Source organism: Solwaraspora sp. WMMD937, assembly GCF_029581175.1.
Taxonomy (GTDB): Bacteria; Actinomycetota; Actinomycetes; order Mycobacteriales; family Micromonosporaceae; genus Micromonospora_E.
Map to the genome: position 1 here is coordinate 1941941 of NZ_CP120738.1, position 21137 is coordinate 1963077.

The window sequence follows — 21137 nt, forward strand, 5'->3', positions numbered from 1 at the left end:
GGACCGGCGGACCCGGCGGTAGCCTGTCGTCCGTGGTCGATATGGATGCCGCCATCGGGTTCGTCGTAGCGCACGGCGACACCGTGGACCGGGCCCGGCTGTCCTGGTTGCGGACCGGGACCGCCCCGCAGCCCGACGCACTCACCAGCGCCGAGGTCGGGCAGGCGCCGGACGGCGGCTGGCCCGCCTTCTGGGCCGGCGACGTCGCCTCGGTCGACGCCACCTGCTTCCGGCTCGCCGAACTGGACGACCTCGGTGCGCTCGACCGGCCACCGGCCCGCAAGGCGCTCGACTGGCTGGCCGGCCGGCAACGGGCCGACGGCAGCTGGGAAGAGGACGAGAGCCTGGCCGTTGAGGCACCCGACTGGGCACGGCCCGGCGACCCGGAAGCCACCTACTACCTGACCGCCAACGCCGGCTACTGGCTGAGCGTCGCCGACACCGACGGCGCCGGCGACCCCGGCCACCGCGCCGCCGCGCAGCGCGCCGCCCACTACCTGGCTGCCCAGATGCGCCCGGACGGCACCTGGCCGTCGTACCTGCTGGCCGGCTGGCTGGCCGCCGCCACCCTCTACCGGCAGACCATGTTCTACGAGTCGGCCCGGATGCAGGTGGTGCTCAACGACCGGCTCGCCACCATGGCCCCCGGCGACGTCGCCCAGCTGGCCGCCGCGCTGCGCCGGGCCGGCCTGGCCGACGACGACTGGCTGCTCACCAACGCCCGCCGTCGGCTGGCCGCCACCCAGCGCAGCGACGGAGGCTGGGACAGCGACGCGGGCGACCCGTTCGAGGTGCACGTCGTCCTGGCCGCGATCCGCGCCTGCCGCTGACCGGCCTCCCGGTGCGCACCCGCCGTCGGGTGGGGTCACCCGCGCAGGTGGCCGTCGCCGGTGACCACGTACTTCGTCGAGGTCAGCTCCGGCAGCCCCATCGGCCCACGGGCGTGCAGCTTCTGCGTGGAGATGCCGATCTCCGCGCCGAAGCCGAACTGGCCGCCATCGGTGAACCGGGTCGACGCGTTCACCATCACCGCGGCCGCGTCGACCCGGGCGACGAACTCACGGGCGGCGCTCGCCGAGTCGGTGACGATCGCCTCGGTGTGCCCGGTGCCGTACCGCTTGATGTGCGTCACCGCCGCGTCGAGTGAGTCGACGACGGCGACTGAGATGTCCGCCGACAGGTACTCGGTGGCGAAGTCGTCGTCGGTGGCCGGCACCACGTCGGCCGAGAACGCCGCGACCTCCGGGGTGCCGTGCACGGTCACATTCGCGTTACGCAGTTCCTTCAGCAGCTTCGGCAGGAACGCCGCCGCCACGTCCACGTGCACCAGCAGCGACTCGGCGGTGTTGCAGGTCGACAGCCGCTGCGTCTTCGAGTTGACCGCCACGGCGAGGGCCTTGTCCAGGTCGGCGGCGGCGTCGACGTACACGTGGCAGTTGCCGACGCCGGTCTCGATCACCGGCACCGTCGACTCCTCGACCACGGTGCGGATCAGGTCCGCCCCGCCGCGCGGGATCAGCACGTCGACCAGGCCGCGCGCCCGCATCAGCTCCTTGACCGAGTCGCGCGACGAGGCGTCCAACAGCTGCACCGCGTCGGCCGGCAGTCCGACGCCGGCCAGTGCGTCCCGCAGCACCTCGACGAGGATCGCGTTGGAGTGCGCCGCCGACGACGAGCCGCGCAGCAGCGCCGCGTTGCCCGACTTCAGGCAGATCCCGGCGGCGTCGACGGTCACGTTCGGCCGCGCCTCGTAGATGATGCCGACCACCCCGAACGGCACCCGCACCTGCCGCAGCTCCAGCCCGTTGGGCAGCGTCGAGCCGCGCACCACCTCGCCGACCGGGTCGGCCAGCCCGGCCATCTCCCGCAACGCCTGCGCCATGTCCTCAATGCGCTGCTCGTTGAGCGCCAGGCGGTCCAGGATCGCCGTCGACAGGCCGTTGGCCCGTCCGGCGTCGAGGTCGGCCGCGTTCGCGGCCACGATCTCGGCGGTACGGGCGACGAGCGCATCGGCCATCGCCAGCAACCCGGCGTCCTTGGCCGCCCGGGTCGCGGTGACCAGCTCGTCGGCGGCCACCCGCGCCCGCTTGGCCTGCTCGGTCACGCTCACGCTCGCGCTCATTGTCGTCGTCTCCTCACATGTCCGCTACAGCAGTACCAGGTCGTCGCGGTGCACGACCTCCCGCTCATATCCTGGCCCGAGTGCCGCGGCCAGCTCACCGGTGGACCGGCCGAGCAGCGTCGGCAACTCCACCGCGTCGTAGTTGACCAGCCCACGGGCCACCGGCGCACCTGCCGCGTCGACCAGGTCGACCGGGTCGCCGGCGGTGAACGTGCCGTCTACGGCGGTGATCCCGGCCGGCAGCAGCGACTTGCGGCGGGCCACCACCGCCTGCACCGCGCCGGGGTCCAGGTGCAGCCGGCCCCGGGGGGCGGTGGCGTGTGCCAGCCAGAACAGCCGGGCAGCGGGCCGGCGCTCCACCCGGTGGAACAGGGTGCCGACGGTGTCACCGCGCAAGGCTTCGGCGGCGAGCGGGGCGGCGGTGAGGACCACCGGGATACCGAATCCGGTGGCGATCCGGGCCGCCTCCACCTTGGTGACCATGCCACCGGTGCCGACCCCGGCCCGTCCGGCCCTGCCGATCGCCACCCCGGCCAGGTCGGCGGCGTCGCGTACCTCGGTGATCCGTTCACTGGCCGGCTTCGCCGGGTCGCCGGTGTAGAGGGCGTCGACGTCGGAGAGCAGCACCAGCAGGTCGGCGTGGACCAGGGCGGCGACCAGGGCGGCCAGTCGGTCGTTGTCGCCGAACCGGATCTCGTCGGTGGCGACGGTGTCGTTCTCGTTGACGATCGGGACCGCGCCGAGGTCGAGCAGCTTGCGCAACGTCCGGTACGCGTTGCGGTAGTGCACCCGCCTGGTCACGTCGTCGACTGTCAGCAGCACCTGGCCGGTCGTCAGACCGTGCCGGGCCAGGCTGGCGGCGTACCGGCCGATCAGCAGGCCCTGCCCGACGCTGGCCGCCGCCTGCTGGGTGGCCAGGTCATTTGGGCGTCGGGTCAGCCCGAGCGGCGCGAGCCCGGCCGCGATCGCCCCGGAGGAGACGAGCACGACCTCCCGTCCGTCGTTCGTGAGGGAGGCGAGGACGTCGACGAGGGCGTCGACCCGGTCGCCGTCGAGGCCGCCCTCCGCTGTCGTGAGGGAGGAGGAGCCGATCTTGACGACGACCCGCTTCGCCTGGGTAACTGCGGCACGCACGATCCCCATTCTGCTTCCCTGCCCGGCGACGCCTGGCCCGAGATCTCATATCGTGGCGCGCGTGACCCCGCAGGAGTACGTGGAGGAAGTGCTGGCGCTCGTCGAACGCATCCCACCTGGGAAGGTCATGTCGTACGGGGCGGTCGCTGATGCGCTCTCTGAGTTTTCCGGGCGTTGTTCTGCCCGCCTGGTCGGGAACATCATGGCGCGGCACGGCTCCGCCGTCCCCTGGCACCGGGTGGTTTCCTCGGCCGGCCGGCTGCCGCCAGGGCACGAGGAGCGGGCGCGGGCGTTGCTGCGCGCCGAGGGTTGCCCGTTGCGCGGTGACGGTGTCGACATGAAAGCCGCCGCCTGGTACCCATGACGGCATGGCCGTCCAGCAGCGGGTGCGCCTCGGGTACGCGTCCGGTTCGCTGGTCACCGGGGCGTTCGGCACCGTACCCGGGTTGCTGCTGCTGCCGTACCTGACCGACAACCTGGGCGTCGCCGCCGGGCTGGCCGGTCTGCTGGTGCTACTGCCGAAAGCCTGGGACGTGCTGGTCAACCCGGTCGCCGGGCGGATATCCGACCGGACCCGCAGCCGTTGGGGTGCCCGCCGGCCGTACCTGCTTGTCGGTGGCCTGGCCCTGGCGGCCGGCTTCGCCGCGATCTTCGCCGCCCCGTCCGGCACCGGCGCGGGTGCCGGCCCGGCGCTTTATGTGGCGGTCGCGTTCCTGGTCACCGCTACCGCGTTCGCGTTCTTCCAGGTGCCGTACGTGGCGATGCCGGCCGAGCTGACCGACTCGTACGAGGAACGTACCCGGCTGATGACCTGGCGGATCGCGGTCCTGGCGGTGGCGATCCTGATCTCCGGCACGCTCGCCCCGCTGGTCGTCACCGCTGGCGGCGACGGCATCACCGGGCACCGCTGGATGGGCGTCTTCGTCGCCGCGTTGATCGTCGCCGGCACGCTCGGCGTCTTCGCCGGTACGGCCGGCGCGCCGACCGGATCGGTCCAGGCCAGCGAGCCGTCGCTGTGCGCCCAGCTCGCCGTCGCCGCCGGCAACCGGCCGTTCCGGCTGCTGCTGGCCTGCTTCGTGATCCAGTCGGCGGGGATCGCTACCGTCCTCGCCGGGGTGAAATATTTCGCCGGCCAGATCCTCGACTCGCCGGACCTGGGGACCACGCTGCTGTTCGGCTGCTTCGTCGGGCCGGCGCTGCTGGTGATGCCACTGTGGTCGTGGGCCGGTAAGCGGTGGGGCAAACTGTGCGCCCTGGTGGTCGCGTCACTGCTGCTCGCCGGGGCGGCCGGTGTGCTGGCCACCGCCCTGGTCCTGCCGGCAGTCGGTGTGTACGTGCTGGTCGCGGCGATGGGTGCCGGGTACGCCGGCCAGCAGGTGTTCGCCCTCGCCATGCTGCCGGACTGTGTCGCCTACGACACCGCCCGGACCGGTCGGCGGCAAGCCGGGGTGTTCACCGGGCTGTGGACGGCCGGGGAGACGTTCGGGCTGGCGCTCGGCCCCGGCATCTACGCCCTGGTGCTGCAAGTCTCCGGCTACGTGTCGTCGCAGGCGGGAGTCGACGCGGCCCAGCCGACGTCGGCGCGGCTCGGTGTCCTGCTCGGCTTCACCCTGCTGCCGGCCATCCTGGTGGCGGTGCCGGTGCTGCTGCTGCGCGGCTACGACCTGACCGAGGAGAAGCTTGCCCAGGTCACGGCGTCAGGGTAACGGGGATGACGCTAGCAGGACCGCCGTCGCGCTGAGCTAGCGTGACCGCCATGGCGGGAGCGTTGCCGGTCGACGGCGTACCAGGTGATCAGGTGCTGGACGAGATCCGGGCGTTGCGGGCCGGTGACGCGCCCACGCACGGCGGACGGCTGTTCGCCTACGTCTACGATCCGGCGGTCGCCGGGCTCGACGAGTTGGCGCACGCCGCGTACGGGCTGTCGGCGCACGTCAACGGGCTGGACCCGACGGCGTTCCCGTCGCTGCTGGCGATGGAGAACGCCCTGGTCGGCGCGGCAGCAGCCCTGCTCGGCGGCGGCCCGGTCGGCGGCGGCTCGGCCTCCGGCGGCGCTGAGTCCGGTGCGCCGGAGGTCGTCGGCAGTGTCACCAGCGGCGGCACCGAGTCGCTGATCCTGGCGGTCAAGGCGGCCCGGGACGCCCGGCCGGAGGTGACCCAGCCACGCATGGTGGTACCCGCCAGCGCGCACGCCGCGTTCGCCAAGGCCGCCCACTACCTCGGCGTACGGGTGGACACCGTGCCGGTGTCGCCGGTCACGTTGCGCCCGGATCCGGCGGATGTCGGGGCGGCGATCGGCCCGGACACGGTGCTGGTGGCGTGCTCGGCCCCGTCGTACGCGCACGGGGTGATCGACCCGGTGGAGCAGATAGCGTCATTGGCGGCGGTGGCCGGGGTGCGCTGCCATGTGGACGCCTGCTTCGGCGGCTGGTCGCTGCCGTGGCTGCGGCGGCTGGGCCGGCCGGTGCCGGCGTTCGACTTCACCGTGCCCGGGGTGACGTCGATCTCGGTTGACCTGCACAAGTACGCGTACACGCCGAAGGGGGTGTCGGTGCTGCTGCACCGGGATCCGTCGCTGCGCCGCCCGCAGTACTTCGCGTACGCCGACTGGCCCGGCTACACGATGATCAACCCAGGGGTGTCGTCCACCCGTTCCGGTGGGCCGATCGCCGCCGCGTACGCCGTCCTGCGCCACTTGGGTGAGGCCGGTTACCTGGCCCTGGCGGAACGCACCATGGCCGCCGTCGACGTGCTGGCGGACGCGGTCCGGGCGACGGACGGCGTACGGCTGCTCGCCGAGCCAGAGTCCACGGTCGTCTGCTTCACCGCTGACACCGGGGGCGGTGCAGGCGACACTTCCGGCGTTGTCGACGTGTTCGTCCTGGCCGACGAGTTGGCGGCGCGCGGCTGGCACACCCAACCCCAAATGTCGTACGGCGACATCCCGGCCAGCATCCATTTGAGCGTCGCTGCGTCAGTGGCGGAGGAAGCACCGTCCTTCGCTCCTGCCTTGGCTGATGCCGTTTCTGCCGCGCAGGCCCATGGCCTGGTGACGGTGCCGCCTGAGCTGGCCACCATGCTCGCCGCACTGGCGTCGCCGGGATCGCCTGGCTCGTCAGGGTCGTCGGCGTCACCTGGGACGGTCCCTACTCCGGACGTTGTCGGCGCACTCGCCGGCCAACTCGGCTTGGGTGGCCCTGCTGGGCCTCCTTTGCCGGAGCGGATGGCGGTGGTCAACACCGTGCTGGATCTCGCTCCACCGGGGGTGCGGGAGCAGCTGCTCATCGAGTTCCTCAGCCTGCTGCAGCGCCCCAGCTACTGATCCATCCGGCACGGTCGCCACCTCGATGTGAGGCTTAAGACACCCATCCCGAGCGAGGCGACGTTGCTCAGCCTCACATCGATGGCCTCTGCGCCGGTGGTCGATGCGTCAGCGCACCAGGGTCTGAGGCCAGGTCGAGATGTCGTCCACGTCGGTTGCCACCTGCACCGAAGCAAGGATCAGGTCGACATCCTGGATGCTGAACCCCTGGTGGTTGCCCTTGCCGATGCGGGCGCTGAGATTCAGGTTCGGCAGACCGAGCAACTCCACCTCGTCTCGGCCCGGGTACAGGAATGCCTGCCGGCCACCGACCACATGATTGGCCCGTCCGGCATTGCCCGACTGACCCGGCGCGTACTGAGCTTGCACCTCCATCCGGTCGGCCCCCTCCCGTTCCAGCACAACCCCTCCGTCGGCGTACCGGCCGTCGATGAAGCCCACCGATGCGCGGACTATCCGGGTTCCGTCCGGCAGGGTGCCGAGTTGGAACGGCAATACGATCCGCTGTGCCCGGTTGAGATCGAGAGCGGCGATCACCTGCCGTGCGTATGTGTCGTCCGGGGCCTGCACCCGCAGCCAGAGACCCTGCACTGGCTGCTCTCGGGTGACGACGCCCAGGTCATTCTGGCGCTCGATACTGTCCAGGACGGCCATGTCGTGTCCGATCGCGGCGTAGACCAGATCCTGCTCGCCTACGCCTACCTCCAATTGCTCGTACCCGTCGCCGCTGGTCCAGTCGAAGTGGCGCGCGGCGGTGATGAGTTCCGGCGCGTCGAAGTGGACCAGATTGGCGTCGGCACCGACGCGGGTCGGGTCGGTTCGAGCACCGGGTTCACCAGTCGCCTCGGGCAGTGCGCTGATGACTCCGGCCCCGGGTGCGAAGGTGTCGCCGCCGACCGGCCAGCGAGCTATTCCGGCGGACACGCCAGCGACGACGATCGCCGTGACCGTGGCGAGCCCCGTTCCGACCAGGAAACGGCGCCGACGCCGGTAGGCGCGACCACGCGAGCTGGCCCGCTCCAGCAGAGCAGCGCCGTCCACCTCGCCGGCGGCGCGGCTTTGCAGACTTTCGGTGAGAAGTTCCTCAACGTCATTCATGGGTTCGGCCTTCCTCGTCATTTGTTGACCGGATGCTGCGTGCGCAGCGCCGCCAACGCCCGCATCGTGTGGGTCCGGACCGTGGTCTTAGTGCAGTCGAGGATCTCGGCGATTGTGCCGTCGTCCAGATCTTCGTAGTAGCGGAGCACCAGGACAGCCCGTTGTCGTGGCGGGAGGGCTGCGATGAGCCGCCACATCGCGTCGCGTTCTGCGGCGGCGGTGCTCAGGTCGCTGCCTACCCGGCCTGCGGCCGAGCGGTCGAGCGCGGCGGTCATCAGCTCCGACGTCACCGGTGTCTCGTGGCTGGACCGGCGTCGCCACCAGGACGAGTTCACGTTTATCAAGATTCGCCGCACGTAGACGTCCGGCCGGTCCATCCGGCTGATCGACCACCATCGGGCGTACGCTCGACCGAGGGCTTCCTGTACCAAGTCCTCCGCGCGATGGGAGTCACCGGTGAGCAGCCGCGCCAGGCGAACCAGCGCTGGACCACGCGCCACCACATAATCCTCGAACGTCATCGCTCTGGTATCCCTCCGAGTGTCTACCGCTTCAAACGCGGTCACGGGGCCGATTTGTTGACCACGGCAGGTCCGGATGTGGCTGAGCCCGCATCGCTGGTAGCAGCATCCTCGACCCGATGCATCTTGCTCCAGCCAAGACGGAACTGTTGGACCGCCGGGCGAGCCGACGCCAGCCGCCGCACGGGCGGCGATCTTCGAGGGGATCGAGGGCTGGTGTAGCACTCACCGTTGCCATTCCACCCTGGACTACATGAATCCAGGCCAAGTACCAGCTAGGGCCTGCTCCCGCAGGTCAGCAAGCAAGGTGGCGTGGGATCGACGTGCTGACCCTATCCGTCAAACCGGGTCAACCCCAGTTCACCTTTGGAGGGCGGACACCGGCTGGACCTGCATCGCCCGCACTGCCGGCCAGAATCCGGCGAGTAGACCGGCCGCGGCACTGACGGCCGAAGCCGCAAACGCGGCCTGCAGATCGATGACAGGTTGCCAGGAGTTCCCTAGGGAAACACCTATAGTAATCACAACGCCGACGACTGCGCCGACCACGCCACCGAAGCCGCCGAGTGCCGTTGTCTCGGCCAGTAGCTGAGCGAGAATGTGCCGAGGCCGGGCACCGACGGACCGACGTAGGCCGATCTCCGCAGTCCGTGCGGTGATCGCGGCAGCGGCGGAGTTGCCGATCGTAAGGGCACCAATTGCGAGCGCCACAACGCTGATGATCAGGCCGGACCGGCTGACGCTGGCCTCGACCTCGCGGCGCAGCGTTTGTGGGTCCGGCGGTGCGACGACCTGCAGTGAGAACGGTGCCTGTGGCCAGAGCGCCAGCGCTGCCTGGGTACCGATCAATTGTGCAGCACCCGGAGCGGTAGCGATGACGACATCCCGATCCACGTTTACATCTTGCCGGTCGACCAGGGATTCCGCGACCGAGGCCGGCATAAGCACCGATAGTAGCGTCTCCGGCCGACGCTCCACATCGTCGAAGATTCCGATTACGGTAAATGCGCGATCCGCAATATAGACGGCGACACCGATGCGGCCGATATGTAGGCGATCGGCCACCGAGATAGGCAGCGACACCACGGGTACAGAGTGACGTTGGTGGAACTCGTCGAAGTGGCGGCCGGCTAGCAGTCTTGGCGTCACGACGGCTACTGCCTGCGGATCTGCGCCGATCATATTCGTAGCGATGCCGACGGCACCGGGGGCGCGTGCAATCAGACGCTCACCGAGCACCAGTCGGTGTCCGGCTGCCTCGACACCGTTCAGTTGACGCAATCGGGTCAGGCCCTCCGGCCCCTGCCACGACGGGTCGAGGCTCTTGTCGTCCGGCCGTACCAGCACCTCGGTGGCTCGCCAAACGTCGAATGACGCGGAGACCTGCCGTTCCAGCGTCGAGCCAAGCCCGAGTGTTGCAACAAACGCAGCGGATCCCAAGACGGTACCGATCGCCGCAACTAGCGATCGGCTGGGGTACCGCCGGACCGAAACGACAGCCTCTCTGAGCACGGTAGAGAGGCCGAGGCGGGGGAGGGTTACGCCCAGCGTCTCACGAACGGCACGCCGCGTCGCACGCCGGCTCACAAATCGCTGGAGCCTCAGCACCAGGTCACCTCGCCGTCACTGACCTTCAGACGGTGCCGGCCGTGGCCCGCCACCTTGGGATCGTGCGTGACGACCACCACGGTTAGCCCGTCCCTGTGCAGGTCTTGGAGAAGACTCAAGATGTTCTCGGTATTCGCGCTGTCCAAGTTGCCGGTCGGCTCGTCGCAGAACACCACCCGTGGCCGTGTCGCTATAGCCCGAGCGATAGCCACCCGCTGCCGCTCACCACCCGAAAGGGTGCGGGGATCCGAATGTAACCGATTATCGAGCCCAACCCGCAGCAGGGCCTCCGTCGCCAGCTGCCGCCGGATCCGCGCGCGCTGCCCGCCGTAGAGCATGCCTAGTTCCACGTTCTCCAGCGCGCTGCGTCCGGCGAGCAGGTGGAAGGCCTGGAACACGAACCCGAATAGCTGTCCGCGTATTGCTCCCCGAGTGACCTCGTCCAGACGTTCCGTGGCTACGCCACATACATGGTATGAGCCAGACGTAGGCTGGTCGAGCAAGCCAAGGATGTTCAGGAGTGTCGACTTGCCGGAGCCGGAAACGCCAATGATAGTAATATACTGACCACTGTCAATGGCTAGTGAGGTGGTGCGTAGCGCATATACCGGCTGCGCGGCGAGATACGTCCGGCTCACGTCGCGCAGCTCCAGTAGGGCGGTCACGGGTCCGCCGGCTGTAGCTCGTTGGCGTGCTCGCCAACTACCACGAGCGTACCCGGACGTAGTAGATCCGTCTCGGGGGTTATCCCGACCCACCCCCCTGCGATTCGGTCTACCTTTACAGTTACGTCAGTCACATCTCCGGTAGCTTCGGCGATACTGACGAACATGGTTCCATCCGGGCGGGCATACACTGCGGTAACAGGGACGGAGAGCTTCTTGACCTCGTCGGTCGCCGACATTAGATCAACCCGTACGGAACGCTCTGTTTCTGCCGATACCGCTGCGCTAACGAACGCTAGCCGCACCTCCAGACCGGTCGCCCCAGGTGCCATTTCTGTCGCCACCGAAGATACCTTGACAATCGCTTTTTCCCAGCGATCTCGTCAACCACGACACCCTCCTGGCCTGGGGTGACTAGTTTGGCCTGCTCGGCTGAGACGGTCGCAGAGACGTACGGGTCCGCGCTGTCAAGTTCCAGCAGTGGGGCGCGTGGGTCGCTCAAGACCGAGCCAAGCCGGACTCCTACCCTGGTTATTTTGCGTTTAGCCTGGTCGATCTGGAGAACGGTGCGCAGTGGCAGCACCGGTCCGGCGAGGATTTCGGCTCGGCGCAGTTCGTCTTTAGCTGAGTCCAGGCGCCGCTGAGCTTCCATGATACGTTCACCCGTGGTATTCGCGGTCTCCCACGCGAACTCGGCGTCGTCGACTGCGGTCCTGGCAGCGCTGAGTTGCTCGGCTGCTTTGCTGTCGCCAGCTTGTGCGTCGTACCCTCGGGCCGAGAATAGTCGACTGACCGCTCGCTGGGTTGAGGCGTCCCACGTTCCACTCACCGGCAGTTGATGTCCTAGCCTACCCAGGGCTTTCTGCACCTCAACAACATCCGGGCCCTTCATTCCCCCGCTTAGGTCGCGCCAGAGCGGGAACGGTAGCCGCAGCGTAATCATCGGCTCTCCGGATAGCTCGAGAGGGACCATCCCCTCTACGAGTGAGGTTCCAACCTTGACCAATACTTTGGTGACGACGCTGGTGTCACCCACCGAACCTGGGGGTGGTAGCAGATGGAAGCTCGGGCCTGCCCTGACCTGACCTCGCATCACAACCGGCTCGACCAGTGCCCGTTGCTGTGCGGCCACGGTGACAAGGGACGGCGATGGCGGCGCGGCGTCCGCAGCGACCTGCTCGGGGGACTGTAGTCGGCCGCCGAGGAAGAATGCCAACACGATTACCGCGACGATGATCCCGCCGAGCGTTGCGGTGACTGCCGACCTGAACATCCAATTTGATCTCAATGCGTCAGTCCTTCATGCCCCTAGTGCCTATTGGATTGCGCTACGGATCGCTGCGTGAGCGATCCGTAGCGACCGAAAAAGGCTTCTTCACCGATTGGCGAATTGGGCGGCATCCCGCGCTATTCGTTCGATATCGGTGTTCAGTTCAACTAGCCTAGCCTCGTGCTGAGCTACAATTTTTGCCTGGGCTGTATTGGAGAACGCAATCAGGCGCGGGGTTAAACCGATGTCACGCCTGCACTGAAACCAGGCCACCGCGAGCTTCGATTCCTGCGGTGTGGGAATGTAGCGTTTCGCTGGAATTGGTGGTCCCAGTTGTACAGTGCCTTTCACTCGCTTGGGCTCCCAGTTATCCTCGCCGCCCTCGACATCCCCGAACTTGACGCCGAAACCACGATGATCGGGGTTCGCGAGAAACGCTACCTCGTCATCGGGACGATAGCCCTTGTTCTTGAGGCATCGCAGAAGCCCGGTGGACGCATCTGGCATCTCGTTTTCGATGAATCTATCCATCGCTACGCTGAATTCTGTCATGAGAACGTTTCCGAGATCTTTATATGAATTCAGTATTTTCTTGGTGTTGGAGTCAAGTGAATCGTATGCCTCCTTCTGGCAACGTTCCAAAACTCTGTCGTAGCTCGGGTCAAAACTCACGACTCGGCCAGGCTGGGCTGGTGCATCAAGGCCGAAACCTAAGCGTCGTGCCTCGTCTTCACTGGTCGGTCCAAACGATTTTGCAGAAATCTTGAGGTACGGGAAGCTGGTCGTTGGGCCGGCCGCCATACCTTGGAGGTTCTGGGGGTAGCCAGAGTCGGCTAGGCAGCGGTTGCGGAGTAGGTTCAGGGCGTAGTCGATCACCCCTACCTTGTCCCCGAGGAACAGGTCGAACGACTGCTGTCCGTTACTTGCATTGCGACTTGCTCCATCCGTCGCGGTGGTGCCGCAACCCATCAGGAGAAATCCAGTTAAAACGCTAAGTATGGCCGCGCGGTTGCGAATCAATCGCATCTTTCTTGATTGCCTTTCACCTTGCCACTTGGACGGGGTGCATTGATTCCGCGGGTCCTCGCTGGACGTTCGGATCTCACTCTGGAGCGCACCGACGGTGGCCGTCATTCCTGTCGTTCCAGCCTATGAAGGTGCTTGCTGGCCAGTACCATGTCGACCCGTTCTGGTACATTTGGAGCCATGCAAACAGGCCGATCATTGGCTTGTAATCGAGAACGTATACGTCACACTCGGTATCCCGGTTCCAGTACATCGAGGCAGCCTCGCCTACGACGCCACCCTCAGGGCCGCTCCAGTTGTCGTTGTCGTGATCGAGGTCGTTGTACCAAAAATGCCGCAGGTCGCGCTCGAAGTATCCGTCGTCGTGCTTTTTGAGGCAAATTTCACCGACAGAACAATTGAGCGTTCCATCGCCAACGTCTGCTCTAGCTGACTGTGGCGAAACGATTAGTGCTCCTGTGAGTACTACTGCTGCCAAGAGGCTCGCCATTTTGGATGACGCAGATCGGACTGTCATGTTGCCCTCCACTCGTTAATGGAGGGAGCGTGGTGCGCCTGGAGCACGGCCATAGGCTACTCGCCTCCCCGTTGACGACCGTCTATGCAGAGACACGTTGCACCAGGTTGCGGAACGCGTGCAATGGGTAACTGAGCGTATTCACCCACGTCATATGCCAGGATGACTCGCCAGGGGATGATGTTGGGAACGGTGCTGGGTGGACGGGTGCCCAGCTTAGAATGCGGGCGATTATTGCGCTCTCTGTGGGAGTCGTGCGAGTACGAAGAGTGACTCTCGGCCTTTTCGACTACGTTTTGCCAATCCGCGTGTCTGGGCCCATCGCCCGATACGGCCTATGATGCACTGACCTAAACTTTGGTCGTTTTGTGGGTGATAGCGCCGGTTTCGGGGTGAGTGTGGGTCGGGTGCGGGACGTGAAGAAGCTCCTGGTAGGACATGGATTGACTAGATCCACATGTTCCAACCAGGAGCTTCGGTGTCGGATTCTGCCATGCTGTCGACCGGTGCGGTGCGACAGGCCGCCGATCAGCGGGAGACGCTGCGGGCAGCGGTGATCGCCGGGCCCGCCGGTGTCGGGACCCTCGACGAGCAGGTGACCGGCCGGTTGTGGCCGCTCCTGGCCGATGCCGCACTGATCGAGCGGGCGCAGGCCGTAGTGGGGCACGTCGACGCCCGGCGGCGGGTGCTGACCGGGGCGGTCACGGTGATGATCGTGCTCGGGCTGTGCCTGTTCCGGCGGGAGAGCACGTCGGTGGTGACCTCACGGGTGACCTCACGGATCCCCCGGACCCGGGTGGAGGGCACCCCGACCGCCGCGGCGGTGTCGAAGGCCCGGGGCAGACTCCCCGCGGCGGTGCACCAGCGGGTGTTCACCACCGGCGCTCGGTCCACACCGACGTTCGGGCCCGAGTCGTACGCGTTCGGTCTGCTGGTCACCGCGATCGACGGCACCGTGTTCGACCTGGCCGACACGGCGCGGACAGGGTCTCTACCTCCCGGCGCGCCGTCAGGTCCGACGGTACCCGCTCCCGCCTCACACGATCAGCCTGTACAGCGGCGGCCTGCGACGCGATCGGCACCGGACACACCACCCACCCCCGCAATGCGTATCGACGGCGGTATTAGCGACATCGAGCGTAGAGCGCGAAGCGCCTGACCCACTCGACGTCATCGACATCTCCGCTGTCACCGAGCTGACCGGCAACCCCGTACGCGGCGCCTACCAGGCCCATGGACGGCGACGGCCGGCGGACCTTGCCACCGGGGGACTCGGTGGTCATCGCGCCCGCGACGTACAACGCAGTGAACAAGCTCACCTGTGGAGCATCCTCGCAACGGGGTTGCCACAACCAACGTCGTTAACCACTCTCAGACATCGATCGATCACAACTTTCCGAAGTCATTCAAGTTCGGAAAGCGACGATCATGGAACGACTGCGGCGAGGAACCGCCACAGTCACCCTTCCCCGATAGCCGCCCTGTCCGAAAGGAGAGAAATGAGGACAAGGGGATTTCTAGCCGGTGCGTTAGCTGCGGCTTTCATCGCTCTCGGTCTGACGCCCACCGTGGCAGTAGCCGCGCCCAGTGGCGGCGCTGACGCGCCCACCCACGCCTCAGTCGCCACGCACGTTCCCGCATGGGACAACGATCTCCCGACCAGGGAAGCGCCAGTCCCACACACATCGACGAACACCAGCGGCTCCGGTGGGGTCGACACGCTGGCCGACTGGATCTGCACCGTCTACGCATCGGACATCGACCACAACGGCACCTACCTCTCGGGCAACGGGTGGCAGTCCTGCTCCGGCAGCGGGTACACGCCCGCCAAGGTCGATGTGAAAATCCAGCGAAGCCGGTGGTACGGATGGGAGACCATGTCCTCCGCGTCGGGTAACTGGGAGTACGACCCGTGGCAGGAACTGTGGGACTACTACGAGTGCGCTGGCACCGGAACACACGACTTCCGAGTGGTCACCACGGGCTATGCTCAGTTCGGCGCGTACAGCCAGTCCGTACAGTCGCTCAACTACCTACGCATCAACTGCGACTGAGTCGGATCGTCCGAAGGAGGCGTATGGCACGGTCGACCGCCTATCTAGCCTACGTGCTTCGTGGGCTTGGCGACTTCGTCGCGAGACTCGCTCGTCGGGCGCGTCGTGCTCCCGAGCCGGAAGATGCTCCACGGCTCGTGCCCGCCTACGACCCTCGCCTTCCGAAGGGTATCGCCTCGTACCGGCCGAGCCGGCTACGGCGGCGGCCCTGCCGCCTCAATAAGTGACATTCACCGCAATGGGATGAGGGCGGGTTCCGCCTTACGTAGGCGTTGACCCGCCCTCCTCCCGAGATGGGGGATCAATCGTCCCGGTGCCAACTATCGCCGGGCGCCGAGCCGGCGGCGTGCGGTCAGATGTCGGCAGTCACCGCGGTGACCGCCCCGTCGAGGGTGGCGGCGGTGGCGATCAGCTTCGTGTGGTGCGGTCCGTCGGGCAGGTGGACTTCGCATCGCCGTGGGGTGAGCAGGACGGTGACGGCGGTGCCGGGGTGGTGGGTGGCGAGTGCGGTGAGCGCCGGCACCGGGTCGGGCGTGCCGTTGTCGGGCCGGGCATCGCCTGCGCCGCCGGGCTCACCCGCGTGGTCGTCGAGGTTGGTCGGTGCGGGGACCGGGGTCGTCGGGTCGGTGGGCACGGTGACGTCGCTGGCGTTGCGCAGGTGCTCCAGGGCTTGCGCGATCGCTTTCGGCAGGCTGGGCTGGTGTGCTCCGGGGTTCCAGCGGTCGAGGTGGGTGGTGGTGTCGGGTGGGGCGAAGCGGATCCCCCAGCGCAGGCCCTGGACCTGGTACGGGATGCCGTCGTTGCGGCGGTGGTCGGCGACGGAGACGACCAGGGCCAGACCGAGGGCGTACGCCAGTTTGACCACTGTGGCCAGGGGCGGCACCTTCGGTGGGGTGGCGTGCAGCAGGATCCGGCCGCCAGGGTGCCCGTTGGTGACATTTTTGAGGTACGCCGTGACCGGGTTGCTGCCGGGCCGGTGCACGGTGGTGTAGCCGTGCAGCAGCTCGTGGTCGCGCAGGTGCATGGTCAGGCCGTCGAGCGTGGCCAGCTCAGTCGGGTCGAGGCCGAGCGCGGTCAGATGGTGGGTGAGCTGGTATTCCGGCGGGAGCTGGTGGATCGCTTTGCCGCCCGGGTGGTAGCCGATCCACGGCGGTGTGGCTGGCGGCGTACCGCCGAGGGGTGGCCAGTTGAGGTGCCGGACCCGGCGGCGGCCGGCGGCGATGGTGACGGTCGCACCGTGGTAGATGCGGTGGCTGCCGCCGCAGGTGCGGCAGCCACCGATCGGTTCGCAGTCGCAGTCTTCCCAGTGGGGCAGGTGGGTGCAGTCGGGGCAGCGCCGGTGCGGGATCGGTGGTCCCTGCCACGATGGTGGGGGCGGCTGCCAGGAGCGGGCCAGCCTGACGGCGGTGTCGGTGCTGGTGCCGGCGTCGGTGTTGGTGCTGGTGTCGGTGCTGGTGGTGCGCAGGGTGGTGTGCCACCAGCGGCCGTCGCGCCAGATGGCGTGCGCGCCGGGGGTCGGTTCGCCGGTGAGCAGCGCGGTGCAGTCGGCGACGATGCGGCGTTCGAGCTGGTCGGCGTCGACCGGTGGCGGGCCGAGGCTGATGCCGCTGGCCGGGCGTGGGGTCACGTAGTGGGCGGGGGCGTGCTGGCTGCGGTCGACGAGCTCGTAGCAGGCGCGGGCGACACTGACCCGGGTGGCGGCCTCGGCGAAGCTGCCGTAGCGGCCGGTGCCGGCGGGGACCGGGCTGCCGGGCAGTTCGAAGCGGACGTCCCAGCGGAAGCGGTCGCTGTCGGGGGCGAGTGGGTCGCGGCGGGCTTCGACGACCAGGTCGAGGCAGAGCAGTTCGGCGGTTTCGCAGAGTTCGCCGAGGCGGCGGGCCGGGTCGGGTGGTGGTGGGGCGGCGCTGCGGCCGTACCAGATCCGCCATGGTTCGTAGCCTTCGCCGGCGATCGGCCCGGCTTCGAGGGCGTGCCGTTGGTGGTCGGGCAGGTCGGGCTGCCAGCCGGCGGGCAGCTCCGCCCACGGGGCGAAGATCGGTTCGCCAGGTAGTTCGGGGTCGTAGACGTGGGCGGCGCCGACCTGGGCGGCGAGGTCGTCGACGACGGGTGCCAGGTCGAGGCACCAGAAGCGGCCGTCGTCGGTGCGGGTCGGGGTGACCGCGCCGGGTACGACGTTCGCCGACGCGACGGCGGCGGTGTCGATGTTGGCGACGGTGAGCACGAACTGGGCGCGGCGTTTGCCCGCCCCGCCGCAGCGCGGGCACGCTGCGGCGGGGCTGCCGTCGCAGCGGGGGCAGCTGACGACGGTGACAGTGTGGTGCGGGGTCGGGTCGTGGGTCACGACTGCCCCGCGTACCTGGTGGTGGGAGTGCCGGCGCCGGTCCAGGCGGGCAGGTTGACGGCGGCCTGCGCGGCGCGGGCCTGGCTGGTCTGCCAGCGGCGGAGCGCGTCCTTGATCCGGTCGTTCTGCTCGTAGGTGCGGTCAAGTTCGGCGTAGACGACGCCGAGGTCGTGGGCGACCCGTTCGAGGAAGGCGGCGACTTCGCCGGGGTCCAGGCCGGGTCCGTGCGCCTTGCGGGTGACGGTCGGGAAGCGGTGGCTGCGGATCTGCCAGGGCCGGATCGGCCGGTACGCGGCAGGTCGCTGGTTACGGCTACGACCATCGGCGGGTACGCGGTAGACACCGCTGCCGTTCGGCCAGTCGCGCGGTGGCGTGCCGGCCATCGTGCGGCGTTGCCGGCGCAGCCGCCAGCGTCGCCAGAGCTCTCGCATCACGTGTTCCTCCCCATTCCTTCGCTGCTGGTGTTCGGGTCTGGTGGTGTCGTGGCCATCGCTGCGGTGACCGCTGCGGTGAGGGTGTCGGCGGTGGCAATCAGCGTGGTGTGGTGTGAGCCGTCGGACAGGTGCACGTCGTACCGCTGTGGGGCGAGCACGGCGGTGACGACGGTGCCGGGGTGGTGGGTGGCGAGTACGGTGAGCGCCGGCACCGGGTCGGCGGTGTCGCCGCCTGCGCCACCCGAGCTTGCGTCGAGGTTGGTGGGGGCGGGGATCGGGGTGGTCGGGTCGGTCGGCAGGATCGCGTTGCTCGCGTGGCGGACGTACTCCAGGGCTTGGGCGATCGCTTTCGGCAGGCTGACCTCGTACGCCCCGGGGTACCAGCGGCCGAGTGGGCTGGTGGTGTCGGGTGGGGCGAGGCGGACTCCCCAGCGCAGGCCCTGGACCTGGTACGGGATGCCGTCGCTGCGGCGGTGGTCGGCGACGCTGACGACCAGGGCCACGCCGAGGCCGTACGCCAGTTTGACCACTGTGGCCAGTGGTGGCACTTTCGGTGGGGTGGCGTGCAGCAGAATGCGGCCGACGGGATGCCCCTTGGTGACGTCCTCCAGGTAGGCGGTGATCGGGTCCCCGCCGGGCTGCTGCACGGTGGCGTAGCCGTGCAGCAGTTCGTGGTCGCGGAGGAACTTCGTCAATCCGTCGAGGGTGGTCAACTCGGTCGGGTCGAGGCCGAGCGCGGTCAGCTGGTGGGTGAGCTGGTACTCCGGTGGGAGTTGGTGGATGGTCCTGCCGCTCGGGTGGTAGCCGATGCAGGGCGGTGGAGTTGGCGAGGTACCGCCGGGGGGTGGCCAGTTGAGGTGGCGGACCTGGCGGCGACCGACGGCGATGGTGACGGTCGCACCGTGGTAGATGCGGTGGGTGCCGCCGCAGGTGGCGCAGCCGTTGATCCGGGCGCAGTCGCAGTTTTCCCAGCTTGGCCAGTGGGCGCAGTCGGGGCAGCGCCGGTACGGGATGGGCGGGCCCTGCCAGGTCGGCGGGGACGGCTGCCAGGTGCGGACCAGCCGCCCGCCGGAGCCAGAGTCGGTGTCGGTGTCGGTGTCAGCGTGCAGGGTGGTGTGCCACCAGCGGCCGTTGCGCCAGATGGCCTGCGCGCCGAGGGCCGGCCCGTCGGTGAGAAGTGCGGCGAGGCAGTCGGCGACGATGCGGCGTTCGAGCTGGTCGGGGTCGACGGGTGGCGGGCGAAGGCTGATGTGGCTGGCGGGGCGTGGGGTGACGTAGTGGGCGGGGGCGTGCCGGCTGCGGTCGACCAGCGCATAGCAGGCTCGGGCGACGTCGACGCAGGTAGCGGCGTCGGTGAAGCTGTCGTAGCTGCCGACGCCGGTAGGGACCGGGCTGCCCGGCAGTTCGAAGCGGACGTCCCAGTGGAAGCGGCCGCTGTCGGGGTCGTGTGGGCTGCGGCGGACTTCAACGACCAGGTCGAGGCAGAGCAGCTCGGCGAGTTCACCGAGGGCGGCGAGCCGCTGGGCGGGGTCGGCGGGCAGTTCGGGGGTGCTGCGGCCGTACCAGATCCGCCACGGGTCGTGGGCCTGGGCGGCGATCGTTTCGGCTTCGAGGACGTACCGCTGGTCGACGGGCAGGTCGGGCTGCCACTGTCTGGCGAGCCGCATCTCGGGGGCGAAAATCGGCTGGCCGGCTATTCGCGGGTCGTGGAGGTCGGCGGCGTCGACCTGGCGGGTCAGGTCGCAGATGACCGGTAGCAGGTTCAGGAACCAGTACGGGTCGTCGTCGGTCGGTGCGGCGGCGGTGATGCCGGGCAGCACGTTGGCGGAGGCGATCGCCCCGGTGTCGATGTTGACGGCGGTGAGGACGAGCTGGGCGCGGCGTTTGCCGGCTCCGCCGCAGCGGCCACACGCTTGGGCGGGGCTGTCGGCGGTGTCGTTGGTGGCGGCGTGCCCGCTGCCGTGGCATCCGGGGCAGGTGACGACGGTGACGGGGTGCGGGGGCGGTTCGGTCACGACTGCCCCGCGTACCGGGTGGTGGCGCTGGCGCCGGTCCAGGCGGGCAGGTGCATGGTGGTCTGCGCGGCGCGGGCCTGGCTGGTCTGCCAGCGCCGGAGCGCTTCCTTGATGCGGTCGTTCTGCTCGTAGGTGCGGTCGAGTTCGGCGTAGACGATGCCGAGGTCGTGGGCGATCCTTTCGAGGAAGGCGGCGACTTCGCCGGGGTCCAGGCCCCGGCCGCCGCGCCGGGGGGCCGTCGGGAAGCGGTGGCTGCGGATCTGCCAAGGGCGGATCGGCCGGTACGCGGTGGGTCGCTGGTTGCGGCTGCGACCAGCGGGTACGCGGTAGACGCCGCTGCCGTTGGGCCAGTCGCGCGGTGGGGTGGTGGCCATCTTGCGGCGTTGCCAGCGCAGTCGCCAGCGCCGCCAGAGTTCTCGCATCACGTGTTCCTCCCCGTTTTCGCTGCTGGTGCCGTTCAGGGGGTGTCGTGGGTGTGCCTGGACGGGGGTGGCCCTGCCGCTTGCCGATCCCGGCGGGGCCACCCCCACCCCAATCGCCGCAGCCCTCCTTGGCAGTACGGCGACCAGGGCAAACCTTCGGGGCCGGGACGCCCAACGGCATGACTCGCTACACGCCCCGACCGGAGCACCCGTGGCGGTCTGGGTGCTCCTGTGCCGCCCTGCCAGGTTTGCCGACCGGAGGGAAGCGAGGATCAAGCTCCCATAGGTCCCCTTGGGTAGTCAAGGGCCAGTCGATGGTGGTTGACTTCTACTGCCGACCGGAGGGACCACCTTGCCACCGCGTTACCGATACGAGCAGATCGCCGACGAGCTGGAAGAACGTATCCGGGCGGGAGAGTTCCCGCCTGGGTCGAGGCTGCCCAGCAGACGGGAGCTGACCGAGTACTACGACGTGACCGAGCCCGTCATCGACCGCGCGATGCAGAACCTGCGGGTCAAGGGCCTCACCGAGACCCTGCCCGGCGTTGGCGTCTTCGTCGCCGAACGGAAGTAACGCGCCGGACTTCT

At 68.4% G+C, this 21137-nt stretch carries 20 protein-coding genes; 7 read left to right on the forward strand and 13 right to left on the reverse strand.

Going from position 1 to position 21137, the window contains the following annotated elements; genetic code table 11:
- Window positions 1-41: 41 nt before the first annotated feature.
- Window positions 42-830, forward strand: coding sequence for a prenyltransferase/squalene oxidase repeat-containing protein (locus O7621_RS08240; RefSeq protein WP_282234496.1), 789 nt, complete (start codon window positions 42-44; stop codon window positions 828-830).
- A 35-nt stretch (window positions 831-865) separates the two neighbouring features.
- On the opposite strand, the gene O7621_RS08245 is transcribed toward O7621_RS08240, so the two are convergent.
- Both O7621_RS08245 and proB read right to left on the reverse strand, forming a co-directional pair.
- Window positions 866-2110: a glutamate-5-semialdehyde dehydrogenase gene (locus tag O7621_RS08245; RefSeq protein ID WP_282234497.1), complete on the reverse strand. Its 1245-nt coding sequence runs from the start codon at window positions 2108-2110 to the stop codon at window positions 866-868.
- A 36-nt stretch (window positions 2111-2146) separates the two neighbouring features.
- Window positions 2147-3256 (reverse strand): glutamate 5-kinase, encoded by a 1110-nt coding sequence (gene proB, locus O7621_RS08250; protein ID WP_282233471.1) that lies wholly within the window; start codon window positions 3254-3256, stop codon window positions 2147-2149.
- 61 nt (window positions 3257-3317) lie between these two features.
- On the opposite strand from proB, the gene O7621_RS08255 reads away from it, so the two are divergent.
- Genes O7621_RS08255 through O7621_RS08265 form a run of 3 tightly spaced genes read left to right on the forward strand, consistent with a single transcriptional unit; the run spans window position 3318 to window position 6578 of the window.
- Window positions 3318-3620 carry an MGMT family protein gene (locus O7621_RS08255; RefSeq protein ID WP_282233472.1) on the forward strand — a complete coding sequence of 101 codons (303 nt, stop codon included), beginning with the start codon at window positions 3318-3320 and terminating at the stop codon, window positions 3618-3620.
- 4 nt (window positions 3621-3624) lie between these two features.
- Window positions 3625-4962, forward strand: a complete 1338-nt coding sequence (locus O7621_RS08260) for an MFS transporter (protein ID WP_348775292.1) — start codon at window positions 3625-3627, stop codon at window positions 4960-4962.
- 50 nt (window positions 4963-5012) lie between these two features.
- Complete coding sequence (locus O7621_RS08265) at window positions 5013-6578, forward strand: aminotransferase class V-fold PLP-dependent enzyme (protein ID WP_282233473.1); 1566 nt, start codon at window positions 5013-5015, stop codon at window positions 6576-6578.
- A 108-nt stretch (window positions 6579-6686) separates the two neighbouring features.
- Here O7621_RS08265 and O7621_RS08270 read toward each other — a convergent pair whose 3' ends face one another.
- From O7621_RS08270 to O7621_RS08300, 7 genes are all read right to left on the reverse strand, one after another.
- Window positions 6687-7697: a hypothetical protein gene (locus O7621_RS08270; protein ID WP_282233474.1), complete on the reverse strand. Its 1011-nt coding sequence runs from the start codon at window positions 7695-7697 to the stop codon at window positions 6687-6689.
- On the reverse strand, window positions 7694-8197 hold the full coding sequence (locus O7621_RS08275; protein WP_282233475.1) for a SigE family RNA polymerase sigma factor: 504 nt from the start codon (window positions 8195-8197) through the stop codon (window positions 7694-7696). The genes O7621_RS08270 and O7621_RS08275 overlap by 4 nt, the downstream gene beginning before the upstream one ends.
- 360 nt (window positions 8198-8557) lie before the next feature.
- On the reverse strand, window positions 8558-9805 hold the full coding sequence (locus tag O7621_RS08280) for an ABC transporter permease (protein WP_282233476.1): 1248 nt from the start codon (window positions 9803-9805) through the stop codon (window positions 8558-8560).
- The gene (locus O7621_RS08285; protein WP_282233477.1) at window positions 9799-10470 is read right to left on the reverse strand and encodes an ABC transporter ATP-binding protein; all 672 of its coding nucleotides are present in this window, start codon (window positions 10468-10470) and stop codon (window positions 9799-9801) included. Before O7621_RS08285 ends, O7621_RS08280 begins: the two co-directional genes overlap by 7 nt.
- Complete coding sequence (locus O7621_RS08290; RefSeq protein ID WP_282233478.1) at window positions 10467-10709, reverse strand: hypothetical protein; 243 nt, start codon at window positions 10707-10709, stop codon at window positions 10467-10469. Before O7621_RS08290 ends, O7621_RS08285 begins: the two co-directional genes overlap by 4 nt.
- Before the next feature lie 56 nt (window positions 10710-10765).
- Window positions 10766-11743: a hypothetical protein gene (locus tag O7621_RS08295; protein WP_282233479.1), complete on the reverse strand. Its 978-nt coding sequence runs from the start codon at window positions 11741-11743 to the stop codon at window positions 10766-10768.
- Between the two features lie 102 nt (window positions 11744-11845).
- Complete coding sequence (locus tag O7621_RS08300; RefSeq protein ID WP_282233480.1) at window positions 11846-12874, reverse strand: hypothetical protein; 1029 nt, start codon at window positions 12872-12874, stop codon at window positions 11846-11848.
- Between the two features lie 887 nt (window positions 12875-13761).
- Between O7621_RS08300 and O7621_RS08305 the strand changes: the two genes are divergently transcribed.
- Complete coding sequence (locus O7621_RS08305; RefSeq protein WP_282233481.1) at window positions 13762-14442, forward strand: transposase domain-containing protein; 681 nt, start codon at window positions 13762-13764, stop codon at window positions 14440-14442.
- A 340-nt stretch (window positions 14443-14782) separates the two neighbouring features.
- Entirely contained in the window at window positions 14783-15337 is a 555-nt protein-coding gene (locus O7621_RS08310; protein ID WP_282233482.1) for a hypothetical protein, read from the forward strand.
- A 352-nt stretch (window positions 15338-15689) separates the two neighbouring features.
- Here O7621_RS08310 and O7621_RS08315 read toward each other — a convergent pair whose 3' ends face one another.
- The 4 genes from O7621_RS08315 to O7621_RS08330 are packed head-to-tail and all read right to left on the reverse strand — an operon-like array spanning window position 15690 to window position 20549.
- The gene (locus O7621_RS08315; RefSeq protein WP_282233483.1) at window positions 15690-17678 is read right to left on the reverse strand and encodes a hypothetical protein; all 1989 of its coding nucleotides are present in this window, start codon (window positions 17676-17678) and stop codon (window positions 15690-15692) included.
- Window positions 17675-18109, reverse strand: coding sequence for a DivIVA domain-containing protein (locus tag O7621_RS08320; protein WP_282233484.1), 435 nt, complete (start codon window positions 18107-18109; stop codon window positions 17675-17677). Before O7621_RS08320 ends, O7621_RS08315 begins: the two co-directional genes overlap by 4 nt.
- The gene (locus O7621_RS08325; RefSeq protein WP_282233485.1) at window positions 18109-20127 is read right to left on the reverse strand and encodes a hypothetical protein; all 2019 of its coding nucleotides are present in this window, start codon (window positions 20125-20127) and stop codon (window positions 18109-18111) included. Before O7621_RS08325 ends, O7621_RS08320 begins: the two co-directional genes overlap by 1 nt.
- Window positions 20124-20549, reverse strand: a complete 426-nt coding sequence (locus tag O7621_RS08330; protein ID WP_282233486.1) for a DivIVA domain-containing protein — start codon at window positions 20547-20549, stop codon at window positions 20124-20126. Before O7621_RS08330 ends, O7621_RS08325 begins: the two co-directional genes overlap by 4 nt.
- 352 nt (window positions 20550-20901) lie before the next feature.
- Between O7621_RS08330 and O7621_RS08335 the strand changes: the two genes are divergently transcribed.
- Window positions 20902-21123: a GntR family transcriptional regulator gene (locus tag O7621_RS08335; protein ID WP_282233487.1), complete on the forward strand. Its 222-nt coding sequence runs from the start codon at window positions 20902-20904 to the stop codon at window positions 21121-21123.
- The last annotated feature ends 14 nt before the right edge of the window (window positions 21124-21137 follow it).